The organism is Pseudomonas sp. NKUCC02_KPG (assembly GCF_019345465.1).
In the GTDB taxonomy this organism is placed as follows: domain Bacteria; phylum Pseudomonadota; class Gammaproteobacteria; order Pseudomonadales; family Pseudomonadaceae; genus Aquipseudomonas.
Genome location: NZ_JAHKRC010000007.1, coordinates 247,034 through 263,229, shown reverse-complemented (window position 1 = coordinate 263,229; position 16,196 = coordinate 247,034). Strand labels below are relative to the sequence as shown.

At 59.7% G+C, this 16,196-nt stretch carries 16 protein-coding genes; 7 read left to right on the top strand and 9 right to left on the bottom strand.

The features are described from left to right. The first annotated feature begins 48 nt into the window (after positions 1-48). The gene (locus tag KO536_RS12315; RefSeq protein WP_133075080.1) at positions 49-801 is read left to right on the top strand and encodes a DUF2059 domain-containing protein; all 753 of its coding nucleotides are present in this window, start codon (positions 49-51) and stop codon (positions 799-801) included. A gap of 29 nt (positions 802-830) precedes the next feature. Here the strand turns inward: KO536_RS12315 and KO536_RS12310 are convergent, their stop codons facing one another. Further along, positions 831-1,772 carry an alpha/beta hydrolase gene (locus tag KO536_RS12310; protein ID WP_133075079.1) on the bottom strand — a complete coding sequence of 314 codons (942 nt, stop codon included), beginning with the start codon at positions 1,770-1,772 and terminating at the stop codon, positions 831-833. Positions 1,773-1,880: 108 nt separating this feature from the next. On the opposite strand from KO536_RS12310, the gene KO536_RS12305 reads away from it, so the two are divergent. Further along, positions 1,881-2,465 (top strand): DUF6436 domain-containing protein, encoded by a 585-nt coding sequence (locus KO536_RS12305; RefSeq protein WP_133075078.1) that lies wholly within the window; start codon positions 1,881-1,883, stop codon positions 2,463-2,465. Between the two features lie 40 nt (positions 2,466-2,505). Continuing rightward, on the top strand, positions 2,506-4,887 hold the full coding sequence (locus tag KO536_RS12300; RefSeq protein ID WP_219262027.1) for a penicillin acylase family protein: 2,382 nt from the start codon (positions 2,506-2,508) through the stop codon (positions 4,885-4,887). Between the two features lie 151 nt (positions 4,888-5,038). On the opposite strand, the gene ubiA is transcribed toward KO536_RS12300, so the two are convergent. Together ubiA and KO536_RS12290 are read right to left on the bottom strand one after the other, a co-directional pair. Beyond that, a complete protein-coding gene (gene ubiA / locus KO536_RS12295; protein ID WP_133075076.1) occupies positions 5,039-5,929 on the bottom strand; it encodes a 4-hydroxybenzoate octaprenyltransferase in 891 nt (296 codons plus the stop codon). Next, positions 5,929-6,492 (bottom strand): chorismate lyase, encoded by a 564-nt coding sequence (locus tag KO536_RS12290; RefSeq protein ID WP_219262026.1) that lies wholly within the window; start codon positions 6,490-6,492, stop codon positions 5,929-5,931. The genes ubiA and KO536_RS12290 overlap by 1 nt, the downstream gene beginning before the upstream one ends. Positions 6,493-6,695: 203 nt before the next feature. Between KO536_RS12290 and KO536_RS12285 the strand changes: the two genes are divergently transcribed. From KO536_RS12285 to KO536_RS12270, 4 genes are all read left to right on the top strand, one after another. Beyond that, complete coding sequence (locus KO536_RS12285) at positions 6,696-6,863, top strand: rubredoxin (protein WP_003437744.1); 168 nt, start codon at positions 6,696-6,698, stop codon at positions 6,861-6,863. A 39-nt stretch (positions 6,864-6,902) separates the two neighbouring features. After that, positions 6,903-8,051, top strand: a complete 1,149-nt coding sequence (locus KO536_RS12280; RefSeq protein ID WP_219262025.1) for an NAD(P)/FAD-dependent oxidoreductase — start codon at positions 6,903-6,905, stop codon at positions 8,049-8,051. Positions 8,052-8,240: 189 nt separating this feature from the next. Further along, complete coding sequence (locus KO536_RS12275; protein WP_016782719.1) at positions 8,241-8,516, top strand: HU family DNA-binding protein; 276 nt, start codon at positions 8,241-8,243, stop codon at positions 8,514-8,516. Between the two features lie 190 nt (positions 8,517-8,706). Further along, the gene (locus KO536_RS12270; RefSeq protein WP_133075073.1) at positions 8,707-9,087 is read left to right on the top strand and encodes a helicase; all 381 of its coding nucleotides are present in this window, start codon (positions 8,707-8,709) and stop codon (positions 9,085-9,087) included. A 181-nt stretch (positions 9,088-9,268) separates the two neighbouring features. On the opposite strand, the gene KO536_RS12265 is transcribed toward KO536_RS12270, so the two are convergent. The 6 genes from KO536_RS12265 to exbB form a co-directional block, all read right to left on the bottom strand. Continuing rightward, the gene (locus KO536_RS12265; RefSeq protein ID WP_219262024.1) at positions 9,269-10,663 is read right to left on the bottom strand and encodes an aminoacyl-tRNA deacylase and HDOD domain-containing protein; all 1,395 of its coding nucleotides are present in this window, start codon (positions 10,661-10,663) and stop codon (positions 9,269-9,271) included. Positions 10,664-10,742: 79 nt separating this feature from the next. Then, a complete protein-coding gene (gene recG, locus KO536_RS12260) occupies positions 10,743-12,818 on the bottom strand; it encodes an ATP-dependent DNA helicase RecG (protein ID WP_133075071.1) in 2,076 nt (691 codons plus the stop codon). Between the two features lie 8 nt (positions 12,819-12,826). Continuing rightward, positions 12,827-13,747, bottom strand: coding sequence for a hydrogen peroxide-inducible genes activator (locus KO536_RS12255; RefSeq protein WP_133075070.1), 921 nt, complete (start codon positions 13,745-13,747; stop codon positions 12,827-12,829). A 160-nt stretch (positions 13,748-13,907) separates the two neighbouring features. Continuing rightward, positions 13,908-14,654, bottom strand: a complete 747-nt coding sequence (locus KO536_RS12250) for an energy transducer TonB (RefSeq protein WP_048361365.1) — start codon at positions 14,652-14,654, stop codon at positions 13,908-13,910. Continuing rightward, complete coding sequence (gene exbD, locus KO536_RS12245) at positions 14,651-15,076, bottom strand: TonB system transport protein ExbD (RefSeq protein ID WP_019828186.1); 426 nt, start codon at positions 15,074-15,076, stop codon at positions 14,651-14,653. The genes KO536_RS12250 and exbD overlap by 4 nt, the downstream gene beginning before the upstream one ends. Positions 15,077-15,082: 6 nt before the next feature. Next, a complete protein-coding gene (gene exbB, locus KO536_RS12240; protein ID WP_219262023.1) occupies positions 15,083-16,063 on the bottom strand; it encodes a tonB-system energizer ExbB in 981 nt (326 codons plus the stop codon). Positions 16,064-16,196: the final 133 nt, after the last annotated feature.

The following is a 16,196-nucleotide window of genomic DNA, read 5'->3' as shown; positions in this document are numbered from 1 at the left end:
GTCCTACGCCACACCCGGACAATAGCGCCCTGCAGACAGGAGCCCCTCATGCGCCGCTTGTTTTTACTGTTAATGATGTTTTGTACGTTACCCGCATGGGCAGATAACCTTGATGATCTGTTTACGGTCGCCGGCTGGCCGCAGCAACGCGCGCATTTCAATGATGCCCTGAGCGCCGCTCAGCAGCGCTACAGCAACAACTTGCCGCCTGCGGTCTATCAGGCACTGGTCAACAACAGCAACCAGCGTTTTGCGCCTGATGCAATGGACCAACGGGCCAGGGACCAGATGCGCAAACACCTGCCAGATCCTGATCCTGCCCTGGCCTTTTTTCAGTCGCCGCTGGGTCGCAAGATCGTGGCCGCCGAACTGCTGGCCACACGCCGCGATCAACTGGCCAAGCACGCACAAGGCTTGCCGCGCATGGAAGCCAGCGCCACTCGTCAGTTGCTGATCAATCATTTATCCCGCGCACTGCCTGCCCGTGAAGCCGGAGCTGAAGTCAGCCTGGCCATTGCTGGCGTTGCCGCCGACAGCTTGAGCTCGATGATCCCGGGGCTGCTGGGTGGCGGGCAGGCGCAAAGCATGTTGAATGGCCAGCGCCAGCGGTTGATGGACCAGATCGCCGGTGAGCTGGATAACACGTTGCTCTACGTGTATCGCGACCTGTCTGACCCGGAGCTGGAAGAATTCGTCACCTTTGCTGAGTCACCTGAAGGCAAGACCTATTACCAGGCAGCTCTGGCCGCGATCCGCGCCGGGTTGGCAGTCGGGCAAAGTACCTCAAACCTGAGCCAGTAGGCTTAAGCCCTACAGGCTCACTATCAAGTTCAAAAGAACTTATCCAGAAACGCAAAATACCTCGCGCGGATTTCTGCCGTTTCATTCGCCAGATGGTGGCGCGCTTCAGGTAATAGCAGTATCTGCGGCTGCTTGAACCTCGCGTTCAGTACCTCAAGGTTATGTTGCCAGTCCACCGTCTTGTCGGCTTCGCCCTGAATCACCAACGGCTGGCGCACACTCGGTGATGCGCCTTCAATACGCGGAATCCAGCGCGCCAGTGCCCCCACCCACGCCGTTGGCAAACGTACCGGCTGCAGCGGATCGGCTTGCAGAAATGCCAGGAAATTCGGGTCGTTGGAGTTCTCGCTAAAGCGCCGGGCAATCCCTTTGACGAAAGGGCGCAGCAAGTAATAACTGAACTTTGACCAGCCCCAGCCTTTGGGGCGAACCAGTGGCGAGAGCAAAATGGCCTGCCCTTGAGCCGGGCTGTGCTCCTCGTGGTTCAGCAAGTGATCGAGGACAATCGCCCCGCCCGTGCTTTGCCCGCACAGGTGCCAAGGCTGGGGTAATTGCAACGATTGCGCCTCGATAAACAACCCTTGCAGGACTGCCTGGTACTGCGTGAAATCATCGATGCTGGCCCGCTCTCCACTCGACAGCCCATGCCCCGGCAGGTCACAGGCAATCACGGCAAACCCCCGGTTCAATCCCCACTCGATCACATGCCGATACAGCCCCATGTGGTCATAAAAACCGTGAATCACAAACAGGGTCGCCACAGGCGGGGTGTCGGGCCACCACACCTGACTGACCAGTTCGAAGCCGCCAGCGCTAAAGCGACCCAACTGGCGTTTGACCGCAGCCGGACGCAGAGGAAAATCCAGCCCATAAAAGTGCTGATACGCCAGACCCTCTCTCGATAACGGTTGAGCCGCGGCCAACGGCTGCAAGCTGGCGCGCAAGGAATCGGGGGCAAACGGGGCAGGCATAAGGGCTTCCAGACAGGGCGCACAGGCGCAAAACAGGCTTTATAGACCATCGATATTCATCTGTCAGGTCAGGCATGGCAAGCTACGCGACCTTCAAGGAGCTTTTGCATGCCGGTGCCCACGCTGAAAACTCTGTTGGCCTGCCTGCTGACGCTGATCTGCGCAGTGGGGTTGTGGCTCGCTTACGACTGGTTCCAGGGCCGCTACATTCGCGCTTTCAGCGATCAAACCGCGCTATTTGCAGGCGACGTACTGAGCCTGCCTGGCGAACTGTCCGGCCCGGGTGCGATTCGCGTGGTGCATTTCTGGGACCCGGCCTGCCCGTGTAACGTTGGCAACCAGCAGCATCTCGGTGAACTGCTGGCCCATTACGTCCCGCAAGGTGTCGAGTTCTACTCAGTGAAAAAGCCCGGCACTCAAGGTCAGTTGCCCTCCACCCTGGGCGCCATCAAGCCCTTGGCCAGCCTGCCCGGCGCCGAACGCCTGGGCGCCAGCCCGGCCGTGGCCATCTGGGACCGCAGCGGCCAACTCGCCTACTTCGGTCCCTACAGCGAAGGTGCCACCTGCAACGCCAGCAACAGCTTTATCGAACCCATCCTGCAAGCCCTGAGCGAAGGCCGTCCAGTCAAGGCCACCCACACCATGGCCGTGGGCTGCTATTGCCCGTGGCAGGCTGATAACGCCGCACGTTGATAGCGTACCGGTGCACTTGAGCAGAACAAGGAGTAGTTCCATGAAACGCAGCCTGACCCTCATCGCTCTTGTCGTCGCGTCCATCGCAGGGGGCGGGTTCTGGTACGTGCAAAGCAAACTGCCGACACGCCAGGGCCAGGTCGGGCTTGCTGCACTGCAGGGGCCGGTCACGGTGCGTTATGACGAGCGCGGGGTGCCGCATATTCGGGCTGGCAACCAGGCTGACCTGTATCGCGCCCTGGGCTATGTGCAGGCCCAGGACCGGCTGTTTCAGATGGAAATCATGCGTCGCCTGGCGCGGGGTGAGCTGGCCGAGGTGCTGGGGCCCAAGCTGGTCGATACTGACAAACTGTTTCGCAGCCTGCGCATCCGCGAGCGGGCTGCCAGTTACCTGACGGAGCTGGATCCTCAATCCCCGGCTTTTCTGGCCTTGCAGGCGTATCTGGACGGGATCAATCAGTTCCAGGCCAACAATCCAAACCCCGTGGAGTTCGACCTGCTGGGCATCACGCCACGGCCCTTTACCGCCGAAGACACCATCAGCGTTGCCGGTTACATGGCCTACAGTTTTGCCGCCGCCTTTCGTACCGAACCGCTGCTGACGTACGTGCGCGATCAACTGGGCAGCGACTACCTGAAAATCTTCGACCTCGACTGGCAACCCCAGGGCGTATTGGCCCCGGCACTGGCGGCCAACGACTGGAAAACCCTGGGAGCGCTGGCCCGACTGAGCGATCAGGCCCTGAGCCAGACAGGCTTGCCACAGTTCGAGGGCAGCAATGCATGGGTGGTGGCGGGCAAACGCACCCAAAGTGGCAAACCGCTGCTGGCTGGCGACCCGCACATCCGCTTTTCGACACCCTCTGTGTGGTACGAAGCACAGCTTTCGGCACCGGATTTTGAGCTGTACGGCTACCATCAAGCCCTGGTTCCGTTCGCCTTTTTGGGCAACAACCGGGATTTCGGCTGGAGCCTGACCATGTTCCAGAACGACGATCTGGACCTGATCGCCGAGAAGACCAACCCCGACAATCCCAATCAGGTCTGGTACCACGGCCAGTGGGTCGACATGACCCGCACCGAGCAGCAGATTGCCGTCAAGGGCGAGGCACCGGTCACGCTTACACTGCGCCAATCACCCCACGGGCCGATCATCAATGACGTGCTGGGCGCAACGGCGGGCAACACGCCGATCGCGATGTGGTGGGGTTTTCTGGAAACGAAAAATCCGATCCTGGAAGGCTTCTATCAGCTCAACCGTGCCGACAACCTGAGCAAGGCGCGCACGGCCGCAACCTTTATTCAGGCGCCGGGACTCAATCTGCTATGGGCCAACGCCAAGGGCGATATCGGCTGGTGGGCAGCGGCGCAATTACCCAAGCGCCCGGCCGGGGTCAACCCGGCGTTCATTCTGGACGGCAGCACCAACCAGGCTGACAAGGACGGTTTCTACCCGTTCAGCGCCAACCCCCAGGAAGAAAACCCGGCACGAGGCTATATCGTGTCAGCCAACTTCCAGCCGTTATCCCCTGCTGGCATCGAGATTCCCGGTTACTACAACCTGGCGGACCGTGGCCAGCAGCTAAATCGCCAGCTCAGCGATAACAGCGTGAAGTGGAACCTCAAAAACAGCCAGGCCCTGCAACTGGGAACCGCCACAGACTACGGCCAGCGTGTGCTCAAACCCCTGTTGCCCGTACTGCGCGAAGTCGTCACGGTTCCAGCCGAGCGCAAACTGGTAGAACAACTGGCGCAATGGACAGGTGATTACCCGCTCGATTCGATTGCCGCCACCGTGTTCAACCAGTTCTTGTACAGCCTCACTGAAGCCACCATGCGCGACAAATTGGGCGACGCCTTTTTTGACACCCTGCTGACGACGCGAGTGGTTGATGCAGCCTTGCCACGCCTGGCCGCAAGCCCGGACTCGCCGTGGTGGGACAACCGCACGACACCGCAAAAAGAGAGCCGCGCTGACACGGTCAAAGTGGCCTGGCAGGCCAGCATTGCCCACTTGAAGGCCGTCCTGGGCGACGACCCCGGACAATGGCGCTGGGGCCGGGCCCACACCCTGACCCACGAGCACCCGCTGGGTCGACAAAAGCCTCTGGACTGGCTGTTCAACGTCGGTCCCTTCGCCGCTCCCGGCAGTCACGAAGTGCCGAACAACCTCAGCGCCAAACTCGGCAACGCACCGTGGCCGGTGACCTACGGCCCATCAACGCGGCGCTTGATCGACTTTGCCGACCCGGCCCACGGGCTGACCATCAACCCGGTGGGTCAAAGCGGCGTGCCCTTCGACAAACACTACCGTGATCAGGCCGAGTCCTACATCGAAGGCGACTACGACAAGCCTCATATGGACGAAGCCGAAATCCAGCTCAACACCCGCAGCACCTTGCGGCTGATGCCGGTGCGGTGAGAGTTGAAGTTTTCTGTAGCCGCTGAGGAGCGCAGCGAGGCTGCGTTCGGCGGCGTAGCCGTCGTAAAACCGGACACTGCACCGTCTCAGGGAAACCCGGATGGAGGATTTACGGTCGCTGCGCTCCTCAGCGGCTACACATCACTTTTGGCTAGCGCAGTGCGTAATCCAGCACGATCCCCACAAAAATCGACAAGCCTGCCCAGTGGTTATGCAGGAAAGCTTTAAAGCAGCGCTGCGGATCACGGTCGCGGGTGTACCAGAACTCCCACACAAAACACGCCGCCGCGCCCAACAGCCCAAGGTGGAACCAGCCGCCCAGTTCAAAGTGCGAACCTGCCAGCAGCAGACAGCCCAGGGCCAGACCCTGCAGGCTCAGGATAATCACGCGATCAGCATCGCCAAACAGGATCGCCGTGGATTTGACACCGATTTTCAGGTCGTCTTCGCGGTCGGTCATGGCGTAGTAAGTGTCGTAGCCCACCGTCCACAGCAGGTTGGCGATGTACAGCAACCATGCCGCAGCAGGCAAACTGCCGGTTTCGGCGGTGAAGGCCATCGGGATGCCCCACGAGAACGCAGCACCCAGTACCACTTGCGGGTAGTAGGTATAGCGCTTCATGAACGGGTAGGTCGCGGCCAGTGCCAGCGCGCCGAATGACAACCAGATGGTCGGTGCATTGGTGCACAGCACCAGCAGGAAGCTGAGCCCCATCAGCAGGGCAAAAAACACCAACGCCTCTTTGCTGCTGATTTTTCCGCTGGCCATCGGCCGTTGTTCCGTTCTTTTTACGTGACCATCCACCTTGCGATCGGCGAAGTCGTTGATCACGCAGCCGCCCGCTCGCGTCAGGATCACGCCGAATACAAAGATCAGCAGATTACTTAGCGAGGGCACACCTTTGGCGGCAACCCACAGTGCCCACAGGGTCGGCCACAGCAACAGGTAGATGCCGATGGGCTTGTCCATGCGGGTCAGCTGGATGAAGTCCCAGGCGCGAGGGTTCAACCGGTTGAGTGATTTGAGCAGGCGCATGTACATCAGTTGTTCTCCGACCGGGCACTGAGGGCGGTCCACAGTTTGGGTAAAAACACTTCGGCCACCAGCACACTCAGTGCCCCGCGAACAAAGCGCGAGCGGCGGGCCCACAGGTGATCGACCTGGTCGACCCGTGGCAACCAGTGGCGCGGGTAGTGACACACCTGCAGCGCCCCACGCTCAAAGGCCTGATCGCTAAACAGCAACTCGCCCAATGAGCGGGTGCCCAGCTCGTCCATATTCAGGCCGCCCTCTTGCAGCGAGCTTTTGGCCGCCACGCTGCGAGCAAACACCCACGGCTGGCCGTGCCCGCGCAAATACACTTCACGCACCCAGCCCTGAATGCCCTGGGGCAGTTCAAGTGCAGCACATTCGTCCGGGCGCAACATCTGCCAGCCCTCAAAAAGTGGAAGCACGCTGAAGGAATCGTCTGAAATCGCAGTGAGACGCCGGGTCAGAGAACCCTCATCAAACAGCCAGTCGAACGTTTGTGCGTCAGGCAGGGCAGGAAGTTGGCCTTGCTCAAGCCAGACGGGGGAGACAAGCGCAGAAGTTATGTGCGGCACAGTGGGTCATAATTGGCAGCCATTGAGGTCGGCGAGCTTATCACGCCGGTCCCTGATTGAGCGGCCTTGGGCCTTTTGGCAGTATTGGTGCTTGCATCTGCCTGTGGTCATCAGTACAAAACGCCCTGAATTTGACGAGCAACTCGGCGGTTGTTGATAAGTCTGTGGTCTCGTCCAAGCCTGAACCTCTAGGAAGTACCCCGATGAAAAAGTGGCAATGCATTGTATGTGGACTGATTTATAACGAAGCCGACGGCTGGCCGGACGATGGCATCGCCCCGGGCACCCTGTGGCAAGACGTACCTGAAGACTGGCTGTGCCCGGACTGCGGCGTCGGCAAAATGGATTTCGAGATGATTGAAATCAACTGATCGACCCTTTTAAAACCTGATTCACCTTTGGAGATTGGAATGAACGCACCTGTCGTGATCATTGGCACCGGGCTGGCTGGCTATAACCTGGCCCGCGAGTTTCGCAAGCTGGACAGCGAAACCCCGCTGCTGCTGATCACGGCCGATGACGGGCGCTCCTACTCCAAGCCCATGCTGTCTACCGGCTTTGGCAAGAACAAGGAAGCCGATGGCCTGAGCATGGCAACGCCCCAGGCGATGGCCGAACAACTCAAGGCCCAGGTGCGCACCCACACTCGCATCAGCGGTATCGACCCGGGCCACAAGCAATTGTGGATTGGCGAAGAAGCCGTGCCCTATCGCGACCTGATCCTGGCGTGGGGCGCACAAACGGTGCAGGTGCCGGTAGAGGGCGATGCCCAGGACGCCATTTTCCCGATCAATGATCTTGAAGATTACGCGCGCTTTAGGGCCGCGGCGGCAGGCAAGCGCCGGGTACTGATCCTGGGGGCTGGCTTGATCGGCTGTGAGTTTGCCAATGACCTGATCGCAGGGGGCTATGAGGTCGATCTGGTCGCGCCCTGTGAGCAAGTGATGCCAACCCTGCTGCATCCCGCTGCCGCGGCAGCGGTCCAGTCAGGCCTAGAGAGCCTGGGTACACGCTTTCATCTGGGGCCGGTGTTGACTCGACTGCAACGCACCGATGCCGGGCTCGACGCGCATTTGTCGGATGGCAGCGTAGTCCAGTGTGATGTCGTTGTGTCAGCCATCGGTTTGCGCCCACGCATTGATATGGCGGCCGCAGCCGGGATCAACGTCAATCGCGGGGTCGAAGTCGATCGCCAGCTTCAAACATCCCACCCCAACATCTACGCACTGGGTGACTGTGCCGAGGTCGATGGCTTGAATCTGTTGTACGTGATGCCGCTCATGAGCTGCGCCCGTGCACTGGCGCAAACGCTGGCAGGCAACCCGACGACGGTCAGTTATGGCGCTATGCCCATTACCGTTAAGACCCCGGTTTGCCCGCTGGTGGTATCACCTGTGCCGCGCGGCCGTGACGGCGTGTGGACCGTGGAAGGTCAGGGCGCCGATATCAAGGCGCTGTGCCGCGATGCCGATGGCAAATTGCTCGGCTATGCCCTGACCGGCGAAGCCGTTCGCGAAAAACTCGCACTGAACAAAGAGCTGCCTGCACTTTTGGCGTAAACACGGCGCACTCTGTCGGATATGGCACTGCCTTGACTCAACAAAGCCTGTGCAGAGGCTGGCGCCGGCCTTGACCGCATGCCATTCTCACACCGGTCTGCCGCAGTTTAGAGCCTGCGGCGCCTTGGGCGCTGCTCCATAGAGAGCAGCACGGACATAACAACAAAAAACCGTCAATGAGGCTTCATCATGCGTAAACCAGATCTCGCCGCCGCTATTGCTGAAAAGGCCGACCTCACCAAAGAACAAGCCAACCGCGTACTCAATGCAGTGCTGGAAGAAATCACCCAGGCCCTGCATCGCAAAGACAGCGTCACGCTGGTCGGCTTTGGTACCTTTATTCAGCGTCATCGCGGTGCCCGTACCGGACAAAACCCGCAAACCGGTCAGCCGGTCACCATTAAGGCCAGCAACACGGTAGCGTTCAAGCCGGGCAAGTTCCTCAAGGACAGCGTTAATCCTTAAGCCCTTGGCGACATGAAGAATGGGCAAGCTGGCGATCCTGGCGGCCCATTCTTGACTGCAACCGGGTCGATTATGCGGCCATAAGTGGCAAAACCTACCCCATCTACGCCCATCCATGCAGACATGTGGCGTTCTTCGCTCAAATCGTTACACTGCGCCGGCCATTTTTTATTCCCTCGAGGCCGCGTACATGAAATTTCGTTTTCTGCTCTGGATGCTTGGCTTTCTAATGGGCAGAGCCAGCCGTAAGAATCCTGCTTTCCAGCAACAGCTGGCTGACAAGGATCTGGTGTTCCAGCTGCAAACCCTCGATGGCAAAGTGGCCCGTCACTTCAAGGTCAAAAACCAGCGCATCACCAGCCACGGCGGCCTGTACCCCGAGCCTGCGTTTGCCATCGCCTTTAAGGATGCCGCCTACGGCTTCGCCACGCTGCAAGCGAAGAACAAGCAACTGGCGTTCATGACCGGGATTCAGGACAAGTCGATTCAGATCAAGGGCAACCCGGCGCTGGTGATCTGGTTCCAGGGCCTGACCAAATACCTCAAGCCGCGTAAGAAGACGAAGGCGTAGGTCTCGGATATTTGTAGCCGCTGACGAGCTCCGCGAGGCTGCGATCGATTGCGCAGCGATCGCAAAACCTGAGTACGCGATTTTCCTGACAAATAGTGAAGGTTGGCTTTACGACTGCTTCGCAGCCGATCGCAGCCTCGCTTCGCTCCTCAGCGGCTACTGAAATGGTGCAGACCGGGCTTCAGGCCTGACCGAACTGCGCTGCCATTTCACGCAGCAACACTTCAGCCTCCAGTACTTTGCTGACGACCGCTTCGGCCTTGTCCCGCGATACCCCCAAACGCTCAAACAACGCATCTGGCAGCGGCGCACACGCACCATGCCCAATTCCGCGGTTTTGCAGTAACCCCAGCGCTACGCACACCAGATTCGGATAGTGGGCATCGGTACCGATGTAGGCCGGATCATGTTGAAAGCGCACCGCAATCGCCAGCTCCTCAGGCATGCCCCAAAACCGCATCAACCAGGCCCCCATTTGCTCACGGCTGATGCCCAGCAAATGCTGTTCAATCAGGCTATGGCTGACATGCGGGTTAACCTCGAGATGACGGCAAATCAGCGAAAAATGCGGCGGAAACACATAGGCCAACAGCAAGTAACCAAAGTTGTGCAACAGCCCGCCGAGGTAAGTCATGCCGACTTCAGGACGCAGTTCCCGAGGCATGGCGCGGGTCAGCCCTTCAATCACCGCTGCGGTATAGATCGATTGTTGCCAGTAGGGTGTGCTCGATTGCGGATTGTCCTTGGGCAGGCTCAGACTTTTGCCCAACGACAGGCTGAGCGCCAGGTTGATCACCAGGTCGACCCCCAGCACTCGCACAATGGCGTCTTCGACCGAGCGAATCTTGCTTTGTGATGCGTAGTACGACGACGACGCCCAGCTCATGACTTGTGCCGCGAGTGCCGGGTCGGTTTCAACAACACTGGTGATCTCATCGATGGTGACATCGGGATCGGAACGCAGCCGCATCATTCTGCGCACGCTCTCAGCCAACGGTGGCAACTCGATGGTCGCTTCGAGCCGCTGCTGAATCCGGCGCGCCGTGAATGCCTGAACGGCTCGGGTGATGGCCTCGCCATCGTCCTCTGTGTAATCAAGTTTGATCGCACTCAGGGGCTCGCCAAAGCGCCCGACGCTGGCATTTTTGAGCAGGTATTTGAAATCTTCCCGAGTGATTTCCAGCAACCGCCCCGGCTCACCAGCGCTAATCAGCAGTGTGGGTTGTTGCAGCAATTGCTCTTCGTACAGGCAGGGCGAGTTGATCAGCGCTGGCAGCCCTGGCAATAGGCTCAGGCCATGTTTGTCGAGCATGGCCTGCAGGTGATCGGGGGCAACGGCGGTCATGCGGCGCCCGATCAAGTCAGCCAGACGGTTCAGATCCAGCAAATGGCTCTGCGTGAACAGCACCATGAGGATGCCGACCGCGTCATCGAGCAGTACAGCCTGGACCTTGCGCGCGGGATCGAGCGCCGGGTGGTCAGGGACTTCGCGATAGGCGATAGCCAAGTCACCGAGCAAGCGCCCGATAACAGACGGCGTACTCGCAACGGCAGGGGCGCTGGCAACTTCAGTCATGGTCTGCTTCCGTTCTGTACAACTCAAATTTGATAAGCCGTTACTAGATCGGCAGCCGGACCATTTACTGAATAGTGTTTTAAACCTGTCCGTATTGCTGGCCGTGACGCAGCCACCGATCCAGCAAGGGGCTGACATGCCCAGGCCAGCGCTCAATCAATGCCTGAGCGGCCTCCCGTACGGCGGGCAGCAGGTCGGCATCGCGCATCAGGTCGGCAACCTTGAATTGCAAAAGGCCAGTCTGGCGGGTGCCCAGCATTTCTCCAGGGCCGCGCAGTTCCAGGTCTTTTTCGGCGATCACAAAGCCGTCGTTGGTCTCGCGCATGATGCCCAGACGCTGGCGGCCAATTTGCGACAGCGGCGGGTGATACAGCAGCACGCAATGGCTCGCGGCGCTGCCACGACCTACACGCCCACGCAGTTGGTGAAGTTGTGACAGACCCAGCCGCTCAGGGTTTTCGATGATCATCAGGCTGGCATTGGGCACGTCGACGCCCACTTCAATGACCGTGGTCGCCACCAGCAACTGCAGTTCACCGGCCTTGAACTGGGCCATGACAGCCGCTTTTTCAGCCGCTTTCATGCGCCCGTGGATCAGCCCCACGCGCAACTCTCCCAAGGCACTGGAAAGGTCTTCAAAGGTGGTTTCGGCGGCCTGACAGGTCATCTCTTCGGATTCTTCGATCAAGGTGCAGACCCAATAGGCCTGTCGCCCCTGAGCGCAGGCGGCACGCACTCGCTCAATCACTTCGATGCGTCGCGTGTCGACCACCAGTACGGTGTTGACCGGGGTTCGACCAGGGGGCAGTTCGTCGAGAATAGAGGTGTCGAGGTCGGCGTAAGCGCTCATGGCCAGAGTGCGCGGAATAGGGGTAGCGGTCATGATCAACTGGTGCGGACACATCACACCACCCACGCCCTTGTTGCGCAGGGCCAGACGTTGCTGCACGCCAAAGCGGTGCTGTTCGTCGATGATGACCAGCGCCAGATTGTGGAACTGCACATGGTCCTGAAACAACGCATGGGTACCCACGACCATCGGCACGCCACTGGCGATTTGCTCCATCGCCGTCACGCGAGCCTTGCCTTTGAGCTTGCCGGCCAGCCAGGCAACCTCCAGCCCCAGAGGCTCCAGCCAGCGTTTGAAGTTGATGAAGTGCTGCTCGGCAAGGATTTCAGTCGGTGCCATCAATGCCACCTGATATCCCGCCTCAAGCGCCTGCAATGCCGCCATCGCCGCAACCACCGTCTTGCCGGAGCCTACGTCGCCCTGAATCAGGCGCAGCATGGGTTCGGGCTGACTGAGGTCATAGGCAATTTCGTTGCCGACCCGAGCCTGGGCTCCCGTCGGCGGGAAGCCCAGATTGGCAAGAAACTGCACCGGCAGTTTTGTGGCCTTGGGCAGTGCGGGCGCCTGCTGGGAGCGCAGGCTCTCGCGCAAGCGCTGCTGGGACAGTTGATGAGTCAACAGCTCTTCAAAGGCCAGGCGGTGCTGCGCCCAGTGATGGCCCAGGGCAAGTTCTTCAACATCGGCATCGGCGGGCGGCTGATGCAGATAACGAATGGCCTGGTCGAGTGGGGCCAGTTGATAGTCCTTGGCCAATTCCGGCGGCAACCAGTCGGGCAGGCTGCTCGGGCCAAGCATGGCCAGGCTTTGCTGGCTTAACTGGCGCAGGCGCTGCTGGGTCAGGCCTTCGGTGGTGGGATAAATCGGCGTCAGGGTGGTATCGACGGGCGGCGGTTCGTCACCGGTAATGGCGCGGTATTCGGGGTGGTAGATTTCCAGCCCCGAGGCTCCTGGCCGGGCCTCGCCGTAGCAGCGCACTTCGGTGCCGCGCTTGAGGCTTTCCTTTTGCGCATTGCTGAAGTGATAGAAGCGCAGGCTCAGGCCGCCAGTGCCATCGTTGATGCGCACCAGCAAGCTGCGGCGCTTGCCCATGACCACATCGGCACCGATAACCCGTCCTTCAACCACCGCATCCTGACCGGGGCGCAAGGCGCCAATCGGCACCACGCGGGTCCGGTCCTGATAGCGCAGCGGCAAATGGAACAGCACGTCCTGGACGTTTTCCAGTCCGACCTTGGCCAGTTTCTCGGCCATGGCCTCGCCCACGCCCTTGAGCGCAGTGACCGACACTTTCGACAACTCGGTCATCGGCGTAATTACTTCTCAGCAGGCGGCTTGGCCACCGAGCACAGGCGGATCGAGTCGGCGAGGATTTCAATTGCCTTGGGCCGCGGGAAGCTGGCACGCCAGGCAATGGCGACGGTTCGGAACGGCACCGGCGGGGTCAACGGGCGCACGGCCAGGATACCGGGTGCGTAGTGATGACTGTCGACGGCCGACAACGGAAGAATCGAGATACCCAGGCCGGACGCGACCATGTGGCGGATGGTTTCCAGCGAGCTGGACTCAACCGTCGTGTGCATGGCGCCATCATTGCCTTTGGCCACGGTCGGGCACGCTTCCAGGACCTGATCGCGGAAACAGTGACCTTCGCCCAGCAACAGCAGGCTTTTGTCGTTCAGCAGGCTGGCGTCGATGGTCTCTTTTTTGGTCCACGGGTGCTCACTGGGCATCAGCACGTAAAACGGCTCGTCGTACAGCGGCAAGGTCAGCACGTCGGCTTCCTGAAACGGCAGCGCGATGATGATCGCGTCCAGCTCACCGTTACGCAGCTTGTCGCGCAGGACGTGGGTGAAGTTTTCTTCGATATACAACGGCATCTGCGGGGCAACCCGGTGCAGTTGTGGAATCAGGTGCGGGAACAGGTACGGGCCCACGGTGTAGATCGCGCCGACCTTGAGCGGGGCCGTCAGCTGGTTTTTGCCCGCCTGTGCCAACTCGCGAATACCTTGCGCCTGCTCCAGCACTTTTTGTGCCTGAGCCACGATACTTTCACCCACCGGGGTTACGCGTACCGCACTTTTGCTGCGCTCAAAAATCAGCACACCGAGTTCGTCTTCCAGTTTTTTCACACCCACCGACAGGGTCGGCTGGCTGACGTGGCAACGTTCGGCAGCGTGGCCGAAATGTTGCTCTTGGGCGAGGGTAACGATGTAGCGTAATTCTGTAAGCGTCATAGCGTGCGTCCCTGTGGTTGCGGGCCAAGCATAGCGGCTGCAATCGATAGACGCACGTTATCAGACATTGCCCCAAGAGCTACAGTCGCTAATCAAAGGCAGGGCTGATTTATCTTGCTCGCAGATGCACAAAGGGCACCCTGAGGTGCCCTTTGCGGTGTTATCGCCGACGTTTATCGATGGAATAAACGAAGGGCGCCACGATCTCGATGCTGCCATTGGTCAGCATCTCGGGCGGCGGCTTGGGCAATGGCTGTGCCCGGCGAATCATTTCCAGGGTCGCCCTGTCCAGATCAGCATTGCCGGAACGCCCTACCAACTCGTAGGACAGTACCTTGCCTTCAGCATCCACCACGAAGCGCAGACGGTTCAGGCCTTCCTTGCCACGGGATTGCGCAGCAGGCGGGTACTTCTTGTACTTGCCCAAGTGACTGAGCAAGGTGCCTTCCCAACTGGCTTTGGCCGCCAGTTGTTGCGCAGACGGCCCCGGGGCCGGTGCAGCGGATTTCTCGCTGGTGTTCTTGGTCGGCGTCGCGTCGCTGGGTTTCTCTTCTGAAGGTTTCTCTTTGACCGGATCCGGTTTTTCCACAGGCTTGGGCGGCTGAGGCTTTTGCTTGGGCTTGACCGGCTTGGGTACAGAAATCTTCGGCTTGGGCGCTTCGGCCAGCTTGGGTATCGGCAACTCTTCCACTGGCGCCGGCGGTTGTGGCGGTGTCACCACTTTTGGCGGCGCAGGAGGAGGCGGTGCCGGCAGTGGTGCCAGATCAACCATCATCGCTTGCGGCGGAAGTTCGATCGCGCGCGGGCTGGACCATTGCAGGGCAAGAATCACGGCCACTGCATGGACACCCAATACCACGGCCAGGCTGGTTGCGTAACGCGTCATCTTTTGGCGCGCTATGGTCATTTCTTGGCTGCCGTCTCAAGTCCGACCAGACCCACCTTCAAGTAACCGGCTGCGCGTAAAGCATCCATCACGCTCATCAAGTCACCGTAGTCCACGCCCTTGTCGGCCTGGAAGAAGATCGTCGTGTCTTTGTTGTTGTGGGTCCTGGCATCCAGGGTCGGGCCCAACGCTTCAACCGTGACCGGTTCTTCGCCCAGATACAGCCGCTGGTCAGCCTTGACGCTGAGGAACACGGGTTTCTCGGGGCGAGGCGCCGGTTTGGCGGTCGAAGCGGGCAGGTCAACCTTGATATCCACAGTGGCCAGCGGTGCTGCCACCATGAAGATGATCAGCAGTACCAGCATCACGTCGATAAAAGGGGTGACGTTAATTTCATGGTTCTCGGCGAGATCGTCATCGCCTTCTTTTAAATGCAGGCCCATGGCCGATTACCCCACTTTCACCATGTGCGGTTGCGAGCTACGCTCAGGCGGCAGGTGATCGAGGTCACGGCTAACCAACAGCAACACTTCAGCAGACGCATCAGCCACCTGGGCTTTGTAGCCGGTGATGGAGCGGGCGAAAACGTTGTAAATCACTACGGCAGGGATCGCGGCAACCAGACCCAGTGCCGTGGCCAGCAGGGCTTCGGCAATACCCGGCGCAACAACGGCCAGGTTGGTGGTCTGGGTTTTGGCGATACCGATGAAGCTGTTCATGATGCCCCATACCGTACCGAACAGACCTACGAACGGTGCAGTGGAACCAATGGTGGCGAGTACGCCCGTGCCGCTGCTCATGTTACGACCGCACGCGGCTACCAGACGCTCAAGACGGAAGCTCACACGCTCCTTGATGCCTTCTTTTTCGCGGCTATTGGCCGACAGGCGCATTTCTTCAAGAGCGTCCTGGACCAGCAGGTGGGCCAGCGTGCCTTCTTTGGCCGCAGTGTCGCTGGCTTCTTTAAGGGTACGGGCTTTTTTCAGGTTGGCGATTTCAACGCGCAGACGACGCTTGGCGCCCAGCACTTCAAAGCCTTTGGCAATCCAGATGGTCCAGGTGATGATCGAAGCGATAGCCAGACCGATCATCACGATTTTGACGACGATGTCCGCGTTCTTGTACATGCCCCAAGGCGACAGGTCATGGGCCATGCCCAGGCTGTTTTCTTCTTCGGCAACAATTTGCGGCGCGTCATCGGCCGGGGCAACAGCGCCCTCAACCAGTGTAGGATCAGCCGCACCCGGGGTAGCGACAGGTGCAGGGGCAGCAGCTGCAGTAGCAGCCTGAACGGCAGGGGCAGCAGGCTCGTCGGCAAAGGCCGCGACAGGTGCCAACATCAAGCTGAACATCAGCGCCGCAACCCCACGCCAGACGCGTGTTGGGCTCAAAGGCTGGGTTGGCGAAGCGGTGGGATGATTGCGTGTCATGCTAGCCGGACCTGAGGAAAGTAATGAGGTAATGCCCTACAACGCGGTGTAAGACCAAGGGCAAAATGATGCGTTATTATTGCAAGTAATTCTTGTTAACAAAAGCAATAGCATCTGTTTTTTTCGAAAGTCA